Source organism: Aliirhizobium smilacinae, assembly GCF_006335145.1.
Classification (GTDB): Bacteria; Pseudomonadota; Alphaproteobacteria; order Rhizobiales; family Rhizobiaceae; genus Neorhizobium; species Neorhizobium smilacinae.
Genome location: NZ_VDMN01000001.1, coordinates 324,518 through 344,709, shown reverse-complemented (window position 1 = coordinate 344,709; position 20,192 = coordinate 324,518). Strand labels below are relative to the sequence as shown.

The window sequence follows — 20,192 nt, the reverse complement described above, 5'->3', positions numbered from 1 at the left end:
GTAGGTGAGTGGACGAGGTCATGGCAGAAAACAACCTTGCGCGTAGCCGGAATGACGTACCGGATTTCTTTGCTGATGGTGACCCTTTGGCGGAACTGGCGCGGATTGTCGGTTACGAAGATCGGGTTGTTGCCAACCCGGAGCCGGTGGCTGCCGAGCCAGTAGCGGCAAAGCGGACCGATCCTGTCTTCAATCTTGAAGATGAGCTTCTGCGGGAGTTCGAGCGTTACGACGCGCCGCGTCTCGATCCTGCCGATGATCTCGATGTCTCGGTGCCGTCGATGCCTGCGTTCGACGATGCTTCCGCGGAACCCGTGCTCGATGCACGCCCTCTGTTTACTCCTGGCTTTGAAGAGCCGGCAGGCGAAGATGAGCACCGTGAAGAGAACCATCCGCTCGAACAGTGGACGGTAAGAGATGCATCGTATGAGGCCCCGGCTTCGGCCCCTGAAAACGATTTTGTCGATCACCGCCTTGATGATGCGGCTTTTCATGCTTCCGTCGAAGACGAGCTTTCTGCCTTCGCGCTGGAAACAGATGCGGAAAAAGTCGCTGAAGTTCTTGCCGATCCCGTTGATCAGGTTCCATCACCTCTGGTGGCAACTGCTGCAGAGCCTGATGTGTCCTTCGATGACTTCGATCTGGCCGCAGAACTGGAGACCTCTATCGCCGCCGAGCCGCTTGTCCCGGTTCAGTCGGGACATTCCGAGGCTCAGCCTTCTGTCGCGGACGCCAAGCGCAAGGGTGTAGGCTATACGCCAAGCTTCCGTATGCCGCTTGCCAATTTCCAGTCCGGTGCCGGCGTCGCTTCGCATCAGCGGGTGGAGACGAAGGAAGAACAGCAGATCGCTCCGACCAAGATCGAACCCGTCTCTTTCGATGGCTGGAATGTTTCTGCGCCGGTTTCGAGCGTGGCCGCCGTATCTGTTGCTGCCCCTGTTGTCGCGGCAATGCCAATGCCCCAGATGGATATTCCATTGGCCGGCCCGGCTGAGTCGATCGCCGCGAATGTTTCTCCAGCCTCCGCCGAATCGGGCGTGCGGGTGGAGAAGAATCAGTTCTCTGAACTGGATGAGCTTCTTTACGGCGTGGATCGTTATTCCGCCCGGCCCCAGTTAGATGTCCCGGCGTTTGCGGCGGTACAGAGCGATGTGGCTGCCGACATTGCTCCTATGCCGGCACAAGATAACTTGAATGTAGCTCCTGCACCGCAGGTCGCTGCTCCGGTGGCATCCGTTGCTCCGGTCACATCTCTCGATGATTCGGCTGATCCGTTTGCCGATCTCGACTTCGAGCTGGCACTCGACGATCTCGAACTTGATCTCACCGACATGGTGGTCGAAGAAAATAACAAGGTTGCGGCTCCTGTTGTTGTCGCAAGCCGACCGGCCGTATCGGTTGCTCCGGTCATGGCGCCCGCACCTCCGGCGCCTGTCATCTCGCAGGCAGTCGAAGCCCCGATTGCGGCCCCTGTTTACGCTGCCGCGTTCAACGCTCAGGCTGCATTCGATTCGCAGCGTCCTGGCGATGCCGAACCTGAAGACGATGTTCCGTTCGATCCGGCCCTGATCGCCGAATCGGAAGAACAGCCGGAAGTGATCGCCGAGCTCGACGTGCCCGTCCTTCCTATCGAGGAAAAGGAAGAGCAGCCGGTCTATCGCAACGATTTCGACCTGGATATCGACGCGGAACTTGCCTCTCTGCTGGAGGCGCCGGAGACGGTGCCATCGATTCAACGCGGAAGCGCCGCACAGCAGCCGGCAGCCGCTCCGGCTGCCCAGAAATCCGTTTATGCGGATCTGGATGACTTCGAGCGGGCACTGGAAGAAGATTTCCGTCGCAGCCTGGCAACGCCTCTGCCGGCCAACGAGCGTTATGCCGCGGCCGAAGACTATGAGCAGAACGTCGATGAGGAGCAGGCGCGTGCGCCCGTGCGTCGCTGGATCGCGCCTCTCGCTGCCGTTGGCGTCCTGGCCATTTGCGGAGCCGGTGCTTACGCTTGGTTTGGCAGCTCTGCCACGGGTCTCGCCGGCAATGGTGAGCCGGTGGTGATTGCCGCCGACAGCGAGCCGGTCAAGGTCGCTCCGGCAAATCCGGGCGGCAAGACTGTGCCCAACCAGGACAAGGCTGTTTATGATCGTGTTGCCGGTGCCGGATCTGGCGCTCCCAAGCAGCAGCAGTTGATTTCCAGCAGCGAAGAACCGGTCGATGTGGTCCAGAAGACCCTGATGCCGGACACGCTTCCGCTGGAAGGCGAAAACGATGTCCAGATGACCGACGTTGCGGATACCGAAGATCCACGTCTTCTGCCGCAGGATCAGCAGCAGGCTGCCGAACAGCAGCCCGTGACTGTCATGCCGCGCAAGGTCAAGACGATGATCGTTCGCGCTGACGGCAAGTTGGTCGAGCAGGAAATCGAACCTGCCGCTGCAGAAAAGATTGCCGCAGCTCCGGTGAGAACCGATGCTCCAGCACAGACGGCTGCAGCCTTCCCGACTTCGGCCCCGGCGTCTGCCGCTCCTTCGACCGGTCTGGTTCCTGTATCCGCTCCGGCAGGTGCCGCATCGGCCGTGCCGGTTACAGCCCAGGCCCCGGCAGCGATAGAGCAGCTGGCTGATACGGCTCCCGCTGAGCGTGCTCCAGTTCCTGCCACCCGTCCCTCGGCGCCGCCTGCCAATGTCGTCGCAAGCGTTAGCGGGCAGGGCAATGTCCGCCCGGCTGCAGCACCTGCCGCCACGTCGGCATCACCTGCTGCGCCCGCTGCACAGAACACGCAGGTCGCATCCCTCGGCAACGGCGGTTATGTGATCCAGATTGCTTCGCTGCCGTCCGAGGCAGATGCGCAGCGATCCTACCAGAGCCTGTCGGGCAAGTTCGGCAGTGTCATCGGTGGTCGTGGCGTCGATATCAAGTCGGCTGAAATCGCCGGCAAAGGCACTTTCTACCGCGTCCGCATCCCGGCCGGCAGCAAGGATCAGGCCGTGGAGCTTTGCGAAAAATATCGTGCGGCCGGCGGCAGCTGCCTCGTGGCACGCTAAATCGGCAATCAGACTGAGACAGACGGGGCGCGTGGCGCCCCGTTTTTCGTTGGGTTCTTCACATTGGATAATTTGACATGAGTGTATCGAAAGCCATGATCCTCGGCGCGAGCGGCGCCACGCTGACCTCCGACGAAATTTCGCTCTATCGTGACGAACGGCCCTGGGGTTTCATTCTGTTTGCCCGCAACTGCCTGGAACTGCCGCAGATCACCGATCTCGTAGCCTCGATGCGTGATGCGGTCGGCAGGCCGGATGCGCCGGTTCTGATCGACCAGGAAGGCGGGCGCGTGCAGCGCATCCGTCCGCCGATGATCGACCGATATCCGTCTGCCGCGGCGCTCGGAGAAATCTACCGGCAAGACAAGGAAAAGGGATTGCGTGCCGCATGGCTGATGTCGCGCCTGCACGCATTCGATCTTCTGAAACTCGGCGTGACGGTCGATTGCCTTCCCGTCCTCGACGTGCCTGTGGAAGGCGCCAGCAATGTCATTGGTGACCGGGCTTATGGTTTCGATCCCCAGGCAGTGGCGTCGATGGGGCAGGCGGCGGCCGATGGCCTCAAAGCGGGCGGCATGCTTCCGGTGATGAAGCACATACCGGGCCACGGCCGCGGCATGGCCGATTCCCATCACGAATTGCCGGTCGTCACCGCATCGCGCGCGGAACTCGAAGCGCATGATTTCCGACCCTTCGTCGCGATGAAGAACGAACTCATGGCGATGAGCGCGCATATCGTTTTCACGGCCTATGACAATCAGGACCCGGCGACCATTTCGCCGGTTGTGATCGAAGAGGTCATTCGCGGCCATATCGGTTTTGATGGCCTGCTGATCTCCGACGATACCTCGATGAACGCCCTGAAGGGCACGATCGGCGAACGAGCTGAACGAATCATGGGGGGAGGTTGCGATATTGTCTTGCATTGCAACGGCTTCATGGACGAAATGAAGGCCGTGGTGAAGGAAGTGGTACCTCTGTCTGGCAAGGCTTTGCAGCGCACTGAAGCCGTCGAGCGCGGCTTTTCGGCGCCTGACAATTCCGACGAACACGCGCTGCGCACGGAATTCCATGACATGCTGGCGGTCGCCTGACGAGGGACCGCAGAACGAGAGAGGTGAAGTGGATTGGCGGTGAATTCGGGGCAGGGCGCCATTCCGATGGACAAGCTCTGGCAGGACGTCTCCGAGCGTGCTGCCGACGACCCGGCATTGGTCATTGACGTCGCCGGATTCGAAGGTCCACTCGATCTGCTTCTGCATCTGGCACGTAGCCAGAAGGTGGACCTGTCCCGCATCTCTGTGCTCGCGCTGGCGGAGCAATATCTCCTCTTCGTCGACAGCGCCCGACGCGTGCGCATCGAGCTCGCGGCCGATTATCTGGTCATGGCCGCCTGGCTCGCCTATCTGAAATCCCGGCTGCTCATTCCGCAGCAGGTAAAGGTCGACGACGGCCCGACCGGCGAAGAGATGGCGGCAACGCTTGCTTTCCGTCTGAGACGGCTTGAAGCCATGCGTGAAGCGGCGAACCAGCTCGTCAACCGAAACCGGCTCGGTCGTGACGTCTTTGCCCGCGGTGCGCCGGAACATATCCCGACCCGCGTGCAGTCCGCCTATGACGCCAGCCTATATGATCTTCTTTCCGCCTATGCCAACCTGAGGCAACGCACGGCCATTACCCAGGTGACGATCGAACGGCGCAAGGTCTGGTCGCTGGTCGATGCCCGCGAACTTTTGACGCGGATGCTCGGTGAGATCGCCGACTGGACGGCGCTGCAGACTTATCTTCTCCCATATCTGCCGCCGGAGGACCGGGTAACGGCGACTGCGAGTGCTTTTGCGGCATCGCTGGAACTTGTGCGCGAGGGCAAGCTGGAAATCCGCCAGGACGGCGCCTTCCAGCCGATATACCTTCGCAGCGGCAATCCTGCACGGTCTGCGCAGACGCCGGGAGGTGGAGAATGACATCCGTCACCGACGAAATTGAAACAACCATGCATCCAGACCGTGATTTGGAAGGTGGGCAGAATTCGCACTTCTCCGACCTTGAAGCCGAACGCATTGTCGAAGCACTGATCTTTGCCTCGGCCGAACCTGTCCCAGAAAGCTTCCTGGCCGATAGGCTGCCTCAGGGAACGGATATTGCGGCGCTGCTGGTTCGGCTTGCCGAAAACTATGCCGGTCGAGGCGTTAATCTGGTGCGCATGGCCGATCGCTGGGCTTTCCGCACGGCTGCCGACCTCTCCTTCGTCATCCGCAAGGACGACAATGAGGTCAAGAAGCTCTCGCGCGCGGCACTCGAAGTGCTGGCAATCATCGCCTATCATCAGCCCGTGACCCGTGCGGAAATCGAGGATATTCGCGGCGTCCAGACATCCAAGGGTACGCTGGACGTGCTGATGGAGGCCGGCTGGGTCCGGTTTCGCGGACGCAGGCGCTCGCCGGGTCGCCCCGTCACGCTCGGTACCACGACGGATTTCCTCGATCACTTTGGCATCGAGGAGTTGCGCGATCTTCCGGGACTGGAAGAGTTGAAGGGAGCCGGTCTGTTGAGCGGCCGCATTCCGCCCGGTTTCCATATCCCGATGCCGGGAGCGGATTCGGATCTCTCGGATGAAGAGGATCCGATCACCCAGCTCGATCTCGAGGAGCTGGGTCTGCTGAGCCCCGGCGGCGCTTCCGACGATTAACTCTCTGACATGTATCGCGGAGCGTGTGGCGGCGATCAATGATCCCGCATGGCGCTAACGACCACGTGATTACAGATGTATCATGCAAATTTGCTGTTTGAAAAAGCGCCACAAAGCGCTTACATCGGGGTCTAATTCGAATTGGAGTTGGACTAATGGGTTCTTTCAGTGTGTGGCATTGGCTGATCGTTCTGGTCATCGTGCTTGTCTTGTTCGGACGTGGCAAGATTCCGGAATTGATGGGTGACGTCGCAAAGGGCATCAAGAGCTTCAAGAAGGGTATGACCGACGAAGACGCTCCTGAAACGACCACTGCGAAGACCGTCGACCACAAGGCTGACGAGGCGAAAGAAACCACCCGCTCTTAATGGTCGGGCAAGGGGTTTCAGGAGCTTCTTTGCATGTTTGATATCGGTTGGACCGAACTGCTCGTCATTGCAGTCGTACTCATTGTCGTGGTTGGTCCCAAGGACCTGCCGCCGATGATACGGGCTTTTGGCAAGATGACTGCCAATTTCCGCAAGATGGCAGGTGATTTTCGTGCGCAGTTCGATGAAGCTTTGCGCGAAGCGGATATGGATGACGTCCGCAAGACGATTTCGGATGCGCAGAAGCTCAATCCGACCAATGCCTTGCGTGATGCGATCAATCCGCTGAGACAGATGGGACAGGATCTCAAGTCTGATCTGCAGAAGGCGACGCAGATCCCGAACCCTCTCGCTGACAACACGACCGATCTTGCGCCGGCGGATGTCGAGGCGCAGCAGGCAATCGAAGGCGCCGAGCCGGCCTCTGTCGCTCCCGAGGTTCCGGTGAGTGTCGAGCCGTCTGCCGCCACAAAGGCTCCGGCCGTTGCCGTTGCATCGGTGACGCCGACGCCGGTTGTGACCGAGACAAAGCCCGCAGCCCCGGTGGTGCCTGTTGCTGCAGCTGTTTCGGTCCCGGCTGAACCCGGCGCGAAGGTTCGCACACCACGCAAAGCCCCGGTCAAGGCTGCAGGCGAAGTCAAGGCGGCCAGCAAGTCTGTCAGGACCTCCGCAGCTTCCAAGGCGAAGATCACCGAAACCGCTCCTGCCGTTGAAAAGCCGAATCGGGCTAAGGCTGCGCCGAAAAAGGCTGTCGAGACTGCATCCGTTGCCGTTGAGGCACCGGTTACGAAAGCGTCTGCACGAAAGCGCGCCGTAAAAAAGACTGACACTCCGAAGGACGAAGCATGAGCGACTACCAGGACAAGCCGCAGCCGCTCATCGAACATCTGATGGAGCTCCGCACCCGCCTGATGTGGTCGATTGGCGCGTTCTTTGTCGCCTTCGTCGTCTGTTTCTTCTTTGCCAAGCAGCTCTTCAACCTGCTCGTCATTCCCTATAAATGGGCTGTCATCTGGGCGGGACTGGATATTGCCAAGTCCGAACTCATCTACACAGCGCCGCAGGAATTCTTCTTCACCCAGGTGAAGGTTGCGATGTTCGGCGCGCTGGTGATCGCGTTTCCGGTGATCGCCTCGCAGATCTACAAGTTCGTCGCACCCGGCCTCTACAAGAACGAGCGCTCGGCCTTCCTGCCGTTCCTGATTGCGTCCCCGATCCTGTTTCTTCTGGGTGGCGCGCTGGTCTATTTCTTCTTCACTCCGATGGTCATGTGGTTCTTCCTTGCCATGCAGCAGGCGCCGACCGAAGGTGAAGTCGGCATTTCGCTTCTGCCGCGCGTGTCGGAATATCTGAGCCTGATCATGACGCTGGTCCTGTCCTTCGGGCTGGTGTTCCAGTTGCCTGTGGTCACCACGCTGCTCGCCCGTGTCGGCCTTCTGACAAGCGACTGGCTGAGGGAAAAGCGCAAGTATGCGATCGTTATCGCATTCATCGCCGCGGCGATCCTGACACCGCCGGATCCGATGTCCCAGATCGGTCTTGCCATACCGACCATCCTTCTCTACGAGATTTCCATCTACGCCGCGCGACTCGTCGAGCGCAAACGCAAAGAGGATTCTGAGACCGAAGAATCCTCCTCGGACGTCGCCGAGACCGAGAAGGCTTGAGGATTTTCCTGGCCTGATGCGCGCGGCATCTCGCGTTGAAGGCTAGGAATTATGCTCGATATCAAATGGATTCGTGAAAACGAACAGGCTCTCGACGAGGCGCTGAAAAAGCGCGGCGCCGTGCCTATTGCAGCTGAACTCGTGGCGATGGATGAACGCCGCCGCAATGTGATCCAGAGGCTCCAGGACATGCAGTCCCGCCGCAACGCCGCCTCCAAGGAGATCGGCGCCGCCATGGGGCAGAAGAACCTTGAACTGGCGGAAAAGCTCAAGGCCGAAGTTGCACAGATCAAGGACACCATGCCTGCCGCCGAGCAGGAGGAGCGCGAGGCGATCGCCGCTCTCGATGATGTCCTGTCGCGCCTTCCCAATATCCCCTTCGATGACGTGCCGGTCGGCAAGGACGAGCATGACAATGTCGTCGCTCGCGTTTTTGGCGAGAAGCCGCGCTGGAACCATCCGGCCAAGGAGCATTTCGAAATCGGCGAAGCGCTCGGCTATATGGATTTCGACCGCGCCGCAAAACTTTCAGGTTCGCGCTTCACGGTGCTGACCAGCCAGCTCGCCCGTCTGGAACGCGCGCTCGGCCAGTTCATGCTCGACATGCACACGATGGAGCATGGTTATACGGAAGTCTCTTCGCCGTTGATGGTGAAGGCCGAGGCGATGTTCGGCACCGGCCAGTTGCCGAAGTTCGAGGAAGACCTGTTCAAGACGACCGACGGCCGTTACCTCATCCCCACGGCCGAAGTGACGCTGACCAACCTCGTTTCGGGTGAAATCCTCGATCAGGAAAAGCTGCCGCTTCGCTTTACCGCGCTGACGCCGTCGTTCCGCTCGGAAGCCGGTTCTGCCGGGCGCGATACGCGCGGCATGCTGCGCCAGCACCAGTTCTGGAAATGCGAACTGGTATCGATCACCGATGCCGAGAGCGCGGTTGCCGAGCACGAGCGCATGACGGAATGCGCCGAGAACGTCTTGAAGCGACTCGGCCTGCATTTCCGCACCATGACGCTGTGCACCGGCGACATGGGCTTCAGCGCCCGCAAGACCTATGACATCGAGGTCTGGCTGCCGGGGCAGGATGCTTACCGCGAAATATCGTCCTGCTCGGTCTGCGGCGATTTCCAGGCGCGCCGGATGAACGCCCGTCATCGCGTCAAGGACGAGAAGGCGCTGCGTTTCGTTCATACGCTCAACGGTTCCGGCACGGCTGTCGGCCGTTGCATGATCGCGGTTCTGGAAAATTACCTGAACGAAGACGGTTCGGTCACAATTCCGGATGCGCTCTTGCCCTACATGGGCGGCCTGACGAAAATCGAAAAGGCATAAGGACAGATCGGATGCGCATTCTCCTCACCAACGACGACGGCATCCACGCGGAAGGCCTTGCGGTTCTGGAACGGATCGCAAGGACACTGACCGACGACGTCTGGATCGTTGCGCCGGAGACGGACCAGAGTGGTCTGGCGCATTCGCTGACGCTTTCGGAACCGCTGCGGCTGAGGAAGATCGACGATAAACGTTATGCGCTGCGCGGCACGCCGACGGATTGCGTCATCATGGCGATCAGCGAGATCATGGGCGGCAAGCCCGATCTCGTTCTGTCGGGCGTCAACGACGGCGGCAACATGGCCGATGACATTACCTATTCCGGTACCGTTGCAGGCGCGATCGAAGGCACGCTTCAGGGTGTTCGATCGATCGCGCTCAGCCAGGCTGCTCGCAAGGAGAATGGCCGTTTCACGCCCTGGGACGTGACCGAGGCGTACGCGTCGGATCTGCTGCGCAAACTGATCGAGGTCGAGCTTCCGGATGGAACGTTCCTCATCGTCAATTTCCCGCATTGCGCTCCGGAAGAAGTGCAGGGCATCGAGGTCACTTCGCAGGGCAAGCTCGATTTCGGCCTTTTGATCGATGCGCGCGAGGATGGCCGCGGCCGTCCTTATTACTGGCTGAAATTTTCCGAGCGGAAGGGTAATTTCCGTGATGGAACGGATATCCAGGCACTCAAGCAGAACAAGATTTCCGTGACGCCGCTGAAGCTGGACCTGACCGACTATTCGGTTCAAGATCGCCTTGCATCGGCATTGGGATTCGGAGTCGACGCTTGAAAACCGGAATGGTCGAGAAGGAAGGTTTTGCTGCGTTGGTCTTGCGGCTTCGTGCCGAAGGCATTTCCGATCTCGACCTTCTGACCGCCGTGGAACAGACGCCCCGCTCCCAGTTCGTGCCGGCCCCGCTTGCCGAGGAGGCTTATTCCAGTCGCACGATTCCGATCGACTGCGGCGCGTTCATGGAAGGTGCCGACCTCGCTGTTCGCCTTCTGCATCGCCTGCAGGTAAAGCCCGGCCATCGCGTGCTCGAAATCGGCACAGGTAGCGGTTTTACCGCTGCTGTGATGGGACGGATTGCTGAACGGGTCACCACTGTCGAGCGGTATCGCACACTGGTCACGGCCGCCAATGCCCGGATGGACGCGCTCGGTCTTCGCAACGTCATCATCAGGCAGGCCGATGGCAGCAACGGCCAGCCGGGTGAGGGCACGTTCGACCGCATTCTGGTCACCGCCGCCTTTACGACATTGCCGCGTTTCTATGCCGATCAGCTGACCCATGGCGGTTCGATGATCGCGCCGTTGATCATCGACGACGAGACATGTCTAATGACGCGCCTGACGAAAACCGGCAGCCGATTCGAGCGGGAAGATCTCTTCCCGGCTCCCTATCTCCCAATGGTTCCGCATATCGCCGTCGCCCTCTGACGCGTCGGGCATGGTTAGCAATTTGACAAAATACCGACTTTTGGTGCGGTGCCTTAACCTGCCAGTAAGACTAACAGGCTTTAATGACTCTCATGATGGTTGCGTCATGAGTAGGTCGAGTCAATGCGTTTTAAGAGTTCATCCAAGTTCGGTACATCCGTTGTAAAGTTCGCAGCGGCAGCCTTGCTGGCCAGTGCTGCGACGGGCTGCAGCTCGGACGCCACGCGTTTTTCCGGTCTGTTCGACGGTACGGACAACATGACCACGGCATCCATCCCGCAGCGGCAGGGTGGTGGTGCATACGGTCAGGCGCCTGTTCCGCGTGGAGATGTTTCGTCATCCCAGGGCATGCAGCCGCAATACGGTTCGAATAACGTTGCTTCGGCGCAGCCTTATCCGGCTTCGGGCGGTTATTCGTCTCCGGCGCGCGTAGCTTCGGCTCCCTCCAGCGTTCAGCGTTCCGAGCTTTCCGCTCCGGGTGAGCTTCCGCCTGTTTCGGGTTCCGGTCAGCAGATGCGTCAGCAGGCCATGGCGCAGCCTTTCCCGCAACAGCAGTCTGGAAACCGTCCGCTTGCACAAGCGCCTGCTCGGAATGCAGACGAGTTGACCACCGGTACGGTCAAGCCGATGTCCGGCTGGTCGACCGTCAATGCGCCGCGCATCACTCTGAAGCCGGGCGAAACGGCAAAGACGCTTGCAAACCGTTATGGCGTTCCGGAAAAAGAAATCCTTCGGGCCAATGGCGGCGCGCTCGCTGCCGGCCAGTCGGTCGTCATTCCGACTTTCGGTCCTGCACGCAATTCCGCCAAGACGGCAGCCGGCGATATCGATCTCCAGAAAAATGCACCTGCACCGGGCAATCAGTCCGAGCAGAAGCTTGCGGTCCTGCCGTCGCGCGACAAGTCGTTCGCCGAACCGGGCAAGCTCACGCCTCCCGGTGGCAAGCCGCTCGGCGGCACATATACGGTTAAGCCCGGCGATACGCTGACGAAAATTGCCCGGGAAACCGGCACTTCCGTCGATGTGCTGAAAGCGGCAAACGGCATGACCGACGGCACCGTCCGCATCGGCCAGACGCTGAAGGTCGCAAACGCTGGTGCGGCAACGGATCCTGTGCGTACTGCATCTGTTCCGCAGAAGCCTGCCGAGCAGATGCCGGCAGCGCCGAAGGCTGCAGCGCCGCAGCCAGCTGTGGCCAAGGTCGAGCCTGCAGTTGCTTCGCCTTCAAAGCCGGCGGCTGCGGAAAATGCATCCCTGAGCGAAGTCGAGAAGAAGTCCGACATGGCGTCCGTGGCTCCGCAGTCCACGGGCATCGACAAGTATCGCTGGCCGGTCAACGGCGCAGTGATCGCCGGCTACGGATCGAACGTCAACGGCAGCCGCAACGATGGCATCGACATCTCGGTCCCGGAAGGCACGCCGATCAAGGCTGCTGAAAACGGCGTCGTCATCTATGCCGGCAACGGTCTGAAGCAGCTTGGCAACACCGTTCTCGTGCGCCACGACGACGGCAAGGTCACCGTTTACGGCCATGCCAGCGCGATCAACGTTACCCGCGGCCAGAAGGTCACCCGTGGCCAGACGCTTGCAGCGTCCGGCATGAGCGGCGACGCGCAGCGCCCACAGGTTCACTTTGAGGTGCGCAAGGACGCCACCCCGGTCAATCCGAATACTTTCCTTGAGTAATGTAGTGCGTTTCAAGGGGACAACGAAAAAGCCCGGCAGTGCCGGGCTTTTTTGCGTCTTGCAGTAGGTTATTCTCAGATGCGATCCAGTGGCTTGCGCATTCGGCCGGCGAGATCCTGGATATATTGCCATGCGACGCGGCCGGAGCGGCCGCCGCGCGTGGTCGCCCATTCGAGCGCCTGCGCATGCAGTGTTGACTGATCGAGACCAAGCTCGAAATGCGTCGCATAACCGTCGATCATCGCCAGATAGTCGTCCTGGCTGCATTTGTGGAAGCCGAGCCAAAGGCCGAAACGATCGGAAAGAGAGACCTTTTCCTCGACGGCTTCGGATGGATTGATGGCCGTCGACTGCTCGTTCTCCATCATGTTGCGGGGCAGGAGGTGACGACGGTTGGACGTCGCATAAAACAGGACATTGTCCGGCCGCCCTTCGATGCCGCCGTCGAGCGCGGCCTTGAGCGACTTGTATGCGGTGTCGTCATGGTCGAAGGACAGGTCGTCGCAGAAGAGAATGACACGTTGCGCCGACGATTTGAGGATATCCAGCAGGCCGGGCAGCGAGGCGATATCCTCGCGATGGACCTCCACAAGCTTCAGCGAGACGCCGGTTACTGAACGCACGTCCTCATGGACAGCCTTGACCAGAGACGATTTCCCCATACCGCGCGCGCCCCAGAGCAGGACATTGTTTGCCGGATACCCCTCGGCGAAACGGAGCGTGTTTTCGTGCAGGATGTCGCGGACATGATCCACGCCGCGGATCAGCGTGAGGGCTATGCGGTTCGGTCGCGGCACCGGCTGAAGCTTCAGGTTTGCCGGCACCCAGACGAAACAGTCGGCAGCATTCCAGTCGTTGACGGCAGGCGGCGGTCCCGCGAGACGCTCGACCGCATCTGCAAGGCGCCGGATTTCGGCAAGCACCTGCGCGTTTATGTCGTCGCTCATCACGCTTCCCTTTCTTTTCTTCGTGGTTTCAGGCCGGGTAACACGCTCGTCATTGCATAGAAAGGCGTTGAGCCGTGGATTCGGTACGGCCAAGTGCCGCTTTCTGTTGCATTCCGGGCCATCGCAACTATATTCCGGCGGCTTGAACGGGGGCGGGGAGTCTCCGATAGTTTTAGGAGTTTCTCGATGTTTATTACCGAAGCATTCGCCCAGGCGAGTGGCGCAGCAGCCCCCTCGGGCACTGATTCCATCCTCCAGATGGTCATGCTTTTCGCACCCCTGATGGTGGTGTGGTATTTCTTCCTCATCCGTCCGCAGCGCGCCCAGGCCAAGAAGCGCCAGGAAACGCTGAACGCTGTCCGTCGTGGTGACCAGGTGGTTCTCGGTGGCGGCCTGATGGGCAAGGTGAGCAAGGTCATCGACGATAACGAGCTCGAAATCGAGATCGCCGAAGGCGTCAAGGTTCGTGCAATGCGCACTTATATCGCCGAAGTGAAGGTCAAGGGCGAACCGGTCAAGACCGAAATCCCTTCCAAGTAACGGTAGATTTCACCGGCTTGTTATCAGGCCGGGTACACGGTTGCCCGGATCGTTTTCGTCGGCTCGACGGAGACTGGATCCGGGCAAAATCATTCTGGAAGGAAGCCGAGCCCATGGCGAAAGGCATCGAAATTCGAGACGCCCATTTCCCGGGCCGTGCGCCGATCGATGCCTATGGCAATGGCGGCTTTCGTTTTGCCGACATGTCCCATCGCGGCTCCATCCTCTGCCTGCCATCGGGCATTCATGGCTGGGATATGCAGGAGGGCGATGCCCTCACTATCGCTTCTCTCGAGCAGGTTCTGGCCGAAGCATCCGAAATCGAGGTGCTGCTGGTGGGTTTCGGAGCAAATCTGAGGCCGATACCCGCTGACGTGAAAGCTGCACTGAAGGCGAAAGGCATTTCTTCCGATCCGATGAGTACCGGCGCCGCCGTGCGCACATTCAACATCATGCTTGCCGAGTCCCGCGCTGTTGCGGTCGCTCTCATTGCTGTCTGATATGACCGGCACATCCTCCGACAATGCTGCGCTTTGCCTCGCCATGCTGCGGGAGACGGATCGCGACCGCTATCTGGCCTGTCTCCTGTCGCCGGAGGACAAGCGGGGCGCGCTCGCGGCTATTTATGCGTTTAATGCCGAGATTGCCCGTGTTCGCGATGTCGTACGCGAACCACTACCCGGTGAAATCCGTCTGCAATGGTGGCGAGATCTGCTGGAAGGCAGCGCTGAAGGTGATACCGGGGGGAATCCGGTGGCGGTCGGGCTGCTGGAAACCATAGATCGTTACCGTCTGCCTCGTCAGACGCTGGTCGCCATGACCGAAGCGCGTATCTTCGATCTTTACGACGACCCTCTGCCGGACAGACATGCGCTGGAGGGGTATTCGGGCGAAACCGCATCGGCGCTGATCCAGTTGGCGGGTCTCGTTTTGTCTCCGCAGGCCGCTGTGCAGTCGGCCGACGCCGCCGGACATGCGGGTGTGGCGCAGTCGATAGCCGGCTTGCTCATGCTTCTGCCGATCCATAGCCGCCGGCGACAGGTCTACGTGCCCCTGGATATTCTCTCTGCAACTGGTCTCGATCGTGAAAGCTTTCTTGCCGGCGAGGACAAGGCGCGTATTTCGGGAGCAATCGAGGCTTTTGCCGGACTGGGGCTGGACCATCTGGAAAAGGCGCGCCGCGCTGGCCCTATCCCGGCACAGCTCTTTCCCGCTTTCCTGCCGGTCGCGCTGTCGGAACAGGTTTTGAAGGCTGCGAGAAAAATCGGCGCCCGCGCGACTTCCGGCGGCCTGCAGCAGGCGCAATGGCGTCGCCAGATCCGGATGATGAAAGCGGCAATACTTCGTCGCCTCTGATCGGCAACACTCGCGCAAGCCTCACACGCTAGGCACTATGCAACCCAAACACCTGCTGTGCCTAGGAGAAGCAGTTTGAGTGCCCTTGTCATCTGGATAACGATCGTCGCGCTGATTCTAATTCTCGTTTTTTATATAAGGCGAATTGCCCGGAAGAACGATGACCAAGGGCAGCATGATGTGGGAACGGCAATCCTTGAATTTGGCCGCGCGTTTCCCGAAGAGGCGATCCGCAGTCTTCATGCTACGAAAGAGGGCGACGTCTTCGTTCGTCTGCATGATGATAAGACGGGCTTCATGCGCAACCGGCGCAATCACTACGCCTGCCATCTGATTCAGCCGGGACGCGTGCGGATCTTGCCTTTACCGGATGCAAAGGGTTTCTCTGCCGAATTCCTCGATGCGCCGACCCTGAACGGCAATTTCATCTTCACAAATGAGAAGGAAGCTGCCGAAGTTTCTCTCTGGCTGCTCGATAACTATGTCAGCGTCGCCGACAGGAATGCTGTCGCAGATGAAGCTCGTGCCGAAGAAAAGGCCGGCGGCCCGGAAATGGCCGCCGCCGATGGTGATGCGACTACGCCAGACCGAGCCAACTAGCGCAATCTTTCAGCGCTCGCGCCGACATGAGCTGCCGTTTCATGATCGTCTTGTCCTTGCCACGGAAGCGCTTGACGCCTTCGGGCTTGACGATCGAGCCGGGCTCTAGTTCCGGAAACAGTCCGAAATTGATATTCATCGGCTGGAAGGATCGTTTGCCGGGTTCTTCGTCGTGGATGAGATGGCCGCCGGTAATGTGGCCGAGAAGTGAGCCGAACGCCGTTGTCGCAGGCGGCGGCGTCAATGGCTCGCCCTTGCGCTCCGCTGCAGCGAATCGCCCTGCAAGCAGGCCGATCGCGGCGCTTTCCACATATCCTTCGCAACCAGTGATCTGGCCAGCAAACCTCAGCCCTGGCCGGCTCTTCAGCGTCAGCGAGCGGTCGAGCAGGATCGGCGACTGGATATAGGTATTGCGATGCAGCCCGCCGAGACGGGCGAACTCGGCATTCTGCAAGCCCGGAATCATCCGGAAGATTTCGGCCTGGGCGCCGTATTTCAATTTTGTCTGGAAGCCGACCATATTGTAGAGCGTGCCAAGCGCATTGTCCTGGCGAAGCTGCACCACGCCATAGGCCTTGACCGTCGGATTATGCGCGTTGGTGAGACCCATTGGTTTCATCGGCCCGTGGCGAAGCGTCTCGCGGCCGCGTTCCGCCATCACCTCGATCGGCAGGCAGCCATCGAAATAGGGCGTTCCTTCCCATTCCTTGAAGCCGACTGTATCGCCGGCAATCAGTGCATCGACAAAGGCTTCATACTGATCCTTGTCGAGCGGGCAGTTGATATAATCCTTGCCCGTGCCGCCGGGGCCGACCTTGTCGTAGCGTGACTGGTACCAGCAGATATCCATGTCGATCGAATCACGATGCACGATCGGTGCGATCGCGTCGAAGAAGGCGAGCTGGTCTTCGCCGGTCTCTGACTGGATGGAAGCGGCAAGCGAAGGCGAGGTGAGGGGACCGGTGGCGACCACTGCGAGGTCCCATTCCTTCGGTGGCAGGCCCTGGATTTCCTCGCGCACGACGGTGATCAGCGGGTGGCCGGAGATTGCAGCCGTCACCGCATCGGAAAAACCGTCACGGTCGACTGCAAGCGCGCCACCCGCCGGAACCTGATGTCTGTCTGCTGACGCGATGATCAGCGAATTGGCAAGTCTCATCTCGGCATGGATCACGCCGACGGCATTCGCCGTTGCGTCGTCCGAGCGGAAGGAGTTGGAGCACACGAGTTCGGCAAGGCCGTCCGTTTGATGGGCATCGGTGCCGCGAACGCCGCGCATCTCGTGCAGGATGACCGGAATGCCGGCCTGTGCGATCTGCCAGGCTGCTTCGGAACCCGCAAGGCCGCCGCCGATCACGTGAATGGGGGAATAGGATGTCTCTGTCATGGGGCGCGTCATTATCATGCGCCGCGGCCGACAGGAATGAAAAAGGAGACCGATTCGAAATCAACTTGGCGCTGGAATCAAAAAGGCACCTGAGAAGGTGCCTTTGATCATCCTTGGGCATTTCGGTCGCTAGACCTGCTCACCCTGCGCGGTTGGGATACCGCAATCCGTTGGGGATTAACGGAAGGAGCGAGCAGCAATGTTGCGGATGTCGTAACGGGTCAGGCCGATGTCTGAAAGGGCCTGGTTCGACAGGTTGCCGAGCTCGTTCATGGTGCGGCGGTAGCTGACCCAGTTCTTGGCGATGCGGATCGGGTTCATGGTGGTTTCCTCAAAGTCGTCTTTTTCCGGCGCTCGTTATCGGCCCCGGCGATGCACCTCTTATACGCGCGAATAATAATAATGTGCAGTGCAAATAGTGTGCAACTGCCATGCATTTGTGCGGTGAATTGTCGCTTTTGTGAGCGATGCGCGAAAAATAAGCGGAGATCAGATCTTTGAGGCTAAATAAAATGCACAAACGAAAAACGCCTCCCGAAGGAGGCGCTTTTTATCGACTGGAGAGTCGAGGCTGAATTAGAAGCCGACTGCAGTCCGGGCTACGCGACGGATGTCGGCGCGGCCGATGCCGAGGTCACCAAGTTCGCGATCGGTCATGCGGCCGAGCTCGGAAATGGTTTCGCGGTACTTGCGCCAGTCGTTGAATTTCTTTGCGATGCTCATTGTGGGGATCCTTTGCCCTGTGGGCGTCATCTCCGCCCTCTTCATCTGCTAATCGTTTTAAATGTTCTTCTGCACAAAAAACAGCGCCCGTTAGGTATGCCACCTATGCGTCTGGTGCATTCCGGCATAATGGCTGCTGCCGCGATAATGCTCAAAAAATGAAGGTGGGCTTGAAACGAACGACGCCCACCGGGGGAGGAGATCCGGTGGGCGTCATATGGGTGACCGGCGAATGGGAGGAGGAGTATCGCCAGTCTACACGGGTTCACGCTTGGGAGGAGGAGTGCGTGCCCCGAATTCCTTGCGGAAAATCCGCTTGTGAAGCCTCTTTGCAGGTAACTACGACGGTTCTGCATTCCGCTTCGTTTGTTGGGCTGAACCTATAGAAAGACAAGGAAGTTGTGCACTGCAAACGCTGAATGGATGGCATGCTTGAACTGCATGGCTATTTTTGCCGGCCCGGCTGCTTCGTGGTGGCGCTATTAATCACCGGCGAAGTGATAATCTTTCGGTCTCTCAGCCGGCGGGAAGTCTTCTTTGGTCGCTGTCATTTTTCCTTTGCGTGCAAGAAAACCGATGTTATAGAGACGCGCGCTCCGGAAGGCCTCTGGCGACGAGGTATTTCGATGCGGTTTGGGGCGCGGGTATGGTGAAATTGGTAGACACGCCAGATTTAGGTTCTGGTGCCGCAAGGCGTGGGAGTTCAAGTCTCTCTACCCGCACCAGCACCGCCAAGGTGTGGTCTTGAGCCAAAGACAGGCGAACGACCGGCGCCTTTAATGCCGCAGCTGGTCTCTTTGAAGTTCCGGCGGGTGCTGACTGTTGAACGGCTGGAGATGCCGGATGGTCAGGCACCGCCGCCACGATATGAAGGTTTGAAAATGCAGGTTACCGAAACGCTCGCTGAAGGGCTGAAGCGCGAAATCAAAGTTGTCATCCCGAAGCAGGAGATGGAAGCACAGCTGAACGTGCGCCTCGCCGACGCGAAGGATAAGGTCCGCATCAACGGCTTCCGTCCGGGCAAGGTGCCATTGGCGCATCTTAAGAAGACCTATGGCAAGTCGATCATGGCCGATCTCGTAAACGAGATCATCCGCGACCGTCCGGGCACGATTCTCTCCGAGCGCGGCGAGAAGTCGGCGACCCAGCCGTCGATCTCGATGACCGAGGACCAGGACGAAGCAGAAAAGATCCTGTCTGCACAGGCAGATCTTGAGTTCACGCTATCCTACGAAGTTATTCCGCCGATCGAGCTGAAGCCGACCGACAACATCACGGTGACCCGTGAAGTCGTCGAAATCGCTGAAGACGAAGTCAACGAGCAGATCCTCAAGATCGCCGAAAGCGCTCGTACCTACGAGACCAAGAAGGGCAAGGCCGCCAACGGCGACCGCGTCACCATGAACTATCTCGGCAAGGTTGATGGCGAAGCCTTTGATGGCGGTGCTGCCGAAGATGCCGAGCTGGTTCTCGGTTCCAACCAGTTCATCCCAGGCTTCGAAGACCAGCTGGTCGGCGTCAAGGCTGGCGATGAGACGGTCATCACGGTAACCTTCCCGGAACAGTATCCGGCCGCAAATCTTGCAGGCAAGGAAGCCACCTTCGACATCACCGTCAAGGACGTTGCTGCTGCTGGTGAAGTTGAAATCAACGACGAACTCGCCTCCAAGCTCGGCATCGAATCTGTCGATCGCCTGAAGGAAATCGTCCGTGGCCAGATCGAAAGCCAGTACGGTAACCTGACACGCCAGAAGGTGAAGCGTCAGATTCTCGACCAGCTCGACGAAATGTATCAGTTCGATACCCCGCAGGGCCTCGTTGACGCCGAGTTCGACAATATCTGGCGCCAGATCAACACCGATCTCGCCCAGTCCGGCAAGACCTTCGAAGACGAAGAAACGACCGAGGAGGAAGCTCGCGCGGAATACCGCAAGCTTGCAGAACGTCGCGTTCGTCTCGGCCTCGTCCTCTCCGAAATCGGCGAAAAGGCCGGCGTCGAAGTCACCGAGGAAGAACTGCAGCGCGCGCTTTACGCACAGCTTCAGCAGTTCCCGGGCCAGCAGAAGGAAATCCTCGATTTCTTCCGCAACACGCCTGGCGCTTCGAACTCGCTGCGCGCCCCGATCTTCGAAGAGAAGGTTATCGACAAGCTGCTTACCGAAGTGAAGGTCACCGACAAGACCGTCACCAAGGAAGAGCTGATGGCTGACGACGAAGCCGAAGGCGACGATAAGCCGGCCAAGAAGAAGGCTGCGCCGAAGAAGGCAAAAGCTGAAGCTGAGGAAGGCGAAGAAGCTCCGAAGAAGAAGGCTGCACCGAAGAAGAAGGCCGCTGAAGACAGCGCCGAATAATCTTTTCGGATACGCAAATTGAGAGAGGCCGGGTCGGAAACGACCTGGCCTTTTGCATTATATGTTGGCTTGAAAC

The 20,192-nt window shown here is 59.4% G+C and carries 20 protein-coding genes and 1 tRNA gene; 17 read left to right on the top strand and 4 right to left on the bottom strand.

The genetic code is table 11. The annotated features are described in order from the left end of the window. Positions 1 to 20 precede the first annotated feature (20 nt). The 11 genes from FHP24_RS01665 (at position 21) to FHP24_RS01615 (ending at position 12,212) form a co-directional block, all read left to right on the top strand. A complete protein-coding gene (locus FHP24_RS01665) occupies positions 21 to 3,038 on the top strand; it encodes an SPOR domain-containing protein (protein WP_139671968.1) in 3,018 nt (1,005 codons plus the stop codon). Between the two features lie 77 nt (positions 3,039 to 3,115). Next, a complete protein-coding gene (gene nagZ, locus FHP24_RS01660; RefSeq protein ID WP_139671965.1) occupies positions 3,116 to 4,132 on the top strand; it encodes a beta-N-acetylhexosaminidase in 1,017 nt (338 codons plus the stop codon). Positions 4,133 to 4,198: 66 nt separating this feature from the next. Further along, positions 4,199 to 5,002 carry a segregation and condensation protein A gene (locus FHP24_RS01655; protein ID WP_139676072.1) on the top strand — a complete coding sequence of 268 codons (804 nt, stop codon included), beginning with the start codon at positions 4,199 to 4,201 and terminating at the stop codon, positions 5,000 to 5,002. Between the two features lie 29 nt (positions 5,003 to 5,031). Next, positions 5,032 to 5,727, top strand: a complete 696-nt coding sequence (gene scpB / locus FHP24_RS01650) for an SMC-Scp complex subunit ScpB (RefSeq protein ID WP_246091658.1) — start codon at positions 5,032 to 5,034, stop codon at positions 5,725 to 5,727. 155 nt (positions 5,728 to 5,882) lie between these two features. Beyond that, positions 5,883 to 6,095, top strand: a complete 213-nt coding sequence (locus FHP24_RS01645; RefSeq protein WP_112507697.1) for a twin-arginine translocase TatA/TatE family subunit — start codon at positions 5,883 to 5,885, stop codon at positions 6,093 to 6,095. Between the two features lie 33 nt (positions 6,096 to 6,128). Next, the gene (tatB, locus tag FHP24_RS01640; RefSeq protein ID WP_139671959.1) at positions 6,129 to 6,944 is read left to right on the top strand and encodes a Sec-independent protein translocase protein TatB; all 816 of its coding nucleotides are present in this window, start codon (positions 6,129 to 6,131) and stop codon (positions 6,942 to 6,944) included. After that, a complete protein-coding gene (gene tatC / locus FHP24_RS01635; RefSeq protein ID WP_139671956.1) occupies positions 6,941 to 7,762 on the top strand; it encodes a twin-arginine translocase subunit TatC in 822 nt (273 codons plus the stop codon). Before tatB ends, tatC begins: the two co-directional genes overlap by 4 nt. 51 nt (positions 7,763 to 7,813) lie before the next feature. Beyond that, complete coding sequence (serS, locus tag FHP24_RS01630) at positions 7,814 to 9,094, top strand: serine--tRNA ligase (protein WP_139671953.1); 1,281 nt, start codon at positions 7,814 to 7,816, stop codon at positions 9,092 to 9,094. A gap of 11 nt (positions 9,095 to 9,105) precedes the next feature. Next, complete coding sequence (gene surE, locus FHP24_RS01625) at positions 9,106 to 9,876, top strand: 5'/3'-nucleotidase SurE (RefSeq protein ID WP_139671950.1); 771 nt, start codon at positions 9,106 to 9,108, stop codon at positions 9,874 to 9,876. A gap of 8 nt (positions 9,877 to 9,884) precedes the next feature. Beyond that, the gene (locus FHP24_RS01620) at positions 9,885 to 10,526 is read left to right on the top strand and encodes a protein-L-isoaspartate(D-aspartate) O-methyltransferase (protein WP_180355951.1); all 642 of its coding nucleotides are present in this window, start codon (positions 9,885 to 9,887) and stop codon (positions 10,524 to 10,526) included. Positions 10,527 to 10,649: 123 nt separating this feature from the next. Next, entirely contained in the window at positions 10,650 to 12,212 is a 1,563-nt protein-coding gene (locus FHP24_RS01615; RefSeq protein WP_139671944.1) for a LysM peptidoglycan-binding domain-containing M23 family metallopeptidase, read from the top strand. A 74-nt stretch (positions 12,213 to 12,286) separates the two neighbouring features. Here the strand turns inward: FHP24_RS01615 and FHP24_RS01610 are convergent, their stop codons facing one another. Then, entirely contained in the window at positions 12,287 to 13,159 is an 873-nt protein-coding gene (locus FHP24_RS01610) for an ATP-binding protein (RefSeq protein WP_180355853.1), read from the bottom strand. 186 nt (positions 13,160 to 13,345) lie between these two features. On the opposite strand from FHP24_RS01610, the gene yajC reads away from it, so the two are divergent. The 4 genes from yajC to FHP24_RS01590 all read left to right on the top strand — a co-directional run bounded on the left by yajC (position 13,346) and on the right by FHP24_RS01590 (position 15,655). Next, a complete protein-coding gene (yajC, locus tag FHP24_RS01605; RefSeq protein WP_139671938.1) occupies positions 13,346 to 13,699 on the top strand; it encodes a preprotein translocase subunit YajC in 354 nt (117 codons plus the stop codon). A 113-nt stretch (positions 13,700 to 13,812) separates the two neighbouring features. Continuing rightward, positions 13,813 to 14,199: an Mth938-like domain-containing protein gene (locus tag FHP24_RS01600; protein WP_139671935.1), complete on the top strand. Its 387-nt coding sequence runs from the start codon at positions 13,813 to 13,815 to the stop codon at positions 14,197 to 14,199. A gap of 1 nt (position 14,200) precedes the next feature. Beyond that, positions 14,201 to 15,055: a phytoene/squalene synthase family protein gene (locus FHP24_RS01595; protein ID WP_139671933.1), complete on the top strand. Its 855-nt coding sequence runs from the start codon at positions 14,201 to 14,203 to the stop codon at positions 15,053 to 15,055. 75 nt (positions 15,056 to 15,130) lie between these two features. After that, positions 15,131 to 15,655, top strand: a complete 525-nt coding sequence (locus FHP24_RS01590; RefSeq protein ID WP_246091565.1) for a hypothetical protein — start codon at positions 15,131 to 15,133, stop codon at positions 15,653 to 15,655. Here FHP24_RS01590 and trmFO read toward each other — a convergent pair. The 3 genes from trmFO to FHP24_RS01575 form a co-directional block, all read right to left on the bottom strand. After that, the gene (trmFO, locus tag FHP24_RS01585; RefSeq protein WP_139671930.1) at positions 15,633 to 17,042 is read right to left on the bottom strand and encodes a methylenetetrahydrofolate--tRNA-(uracil(54)-C(5))-methyltransferase (FADH(2)-oxidizing) TrmFO; all 1,410 of its coding nucleotides are present in this window, start codon (positions 17,040 to 17,042) and stop codon (positions 15,633 to 15,635) included. The genes FHP24_RS01590 and trmFO overlap by 23 nt on opposite strands. Positions 17,043 to 17,219: 177 nt before the next feature. Next, a complete protein-coding gene (locus FHP24_RS01580) occupies positions 17,220 to 17,363 on the bottom strand; it encodes a DUF1127 domain-containing protein (protein WP_119940433.1) in 144 nt (47 codons plus the stop codon). A gap of 255 nt (positions 17,364 to 17,618) precedes the next feature. Next, positions 17,619 to 17,765, bottom strand: coding sequence for a DUF1127 domain-containing protein (locus tag FHP24_RS01575; RefSeq protein ID WP_112454806.1), 147 nt, complete (start codon positions 17,763 to 17,765; stop codon positions 17,619 to 17,621). A gap of 640 nt (positions 17,766 to 18,405) precedes the next feature. Here FHP24_RS01575 and FHP24_RS01570 point away from each other — a divergent pair. Together FHP24_RS01570 and tig are read left to right on the top strand one after the other, a co-directional pair. After that, positions 18,406 to 18,490, top strand: a tRNA-Leu gene (locus FHP24_RS01570). A 156-nt stretch (positions 18,491 to 18,646) separates the two neighbouring features. Further along, positions 18,647 to 20,116, top strand: coding sequence for a trigger factor (tig, locus tag FHP24_RS01565; protein ID WP_139676071.1), 1,470 nt, complete (start codon positions 18,647 to 18,649; stop codon positions 20,114 to 20,116). The last annotated feature ends 76 nt before the right edge of the window (positions 20,117 to 20,192 follow it).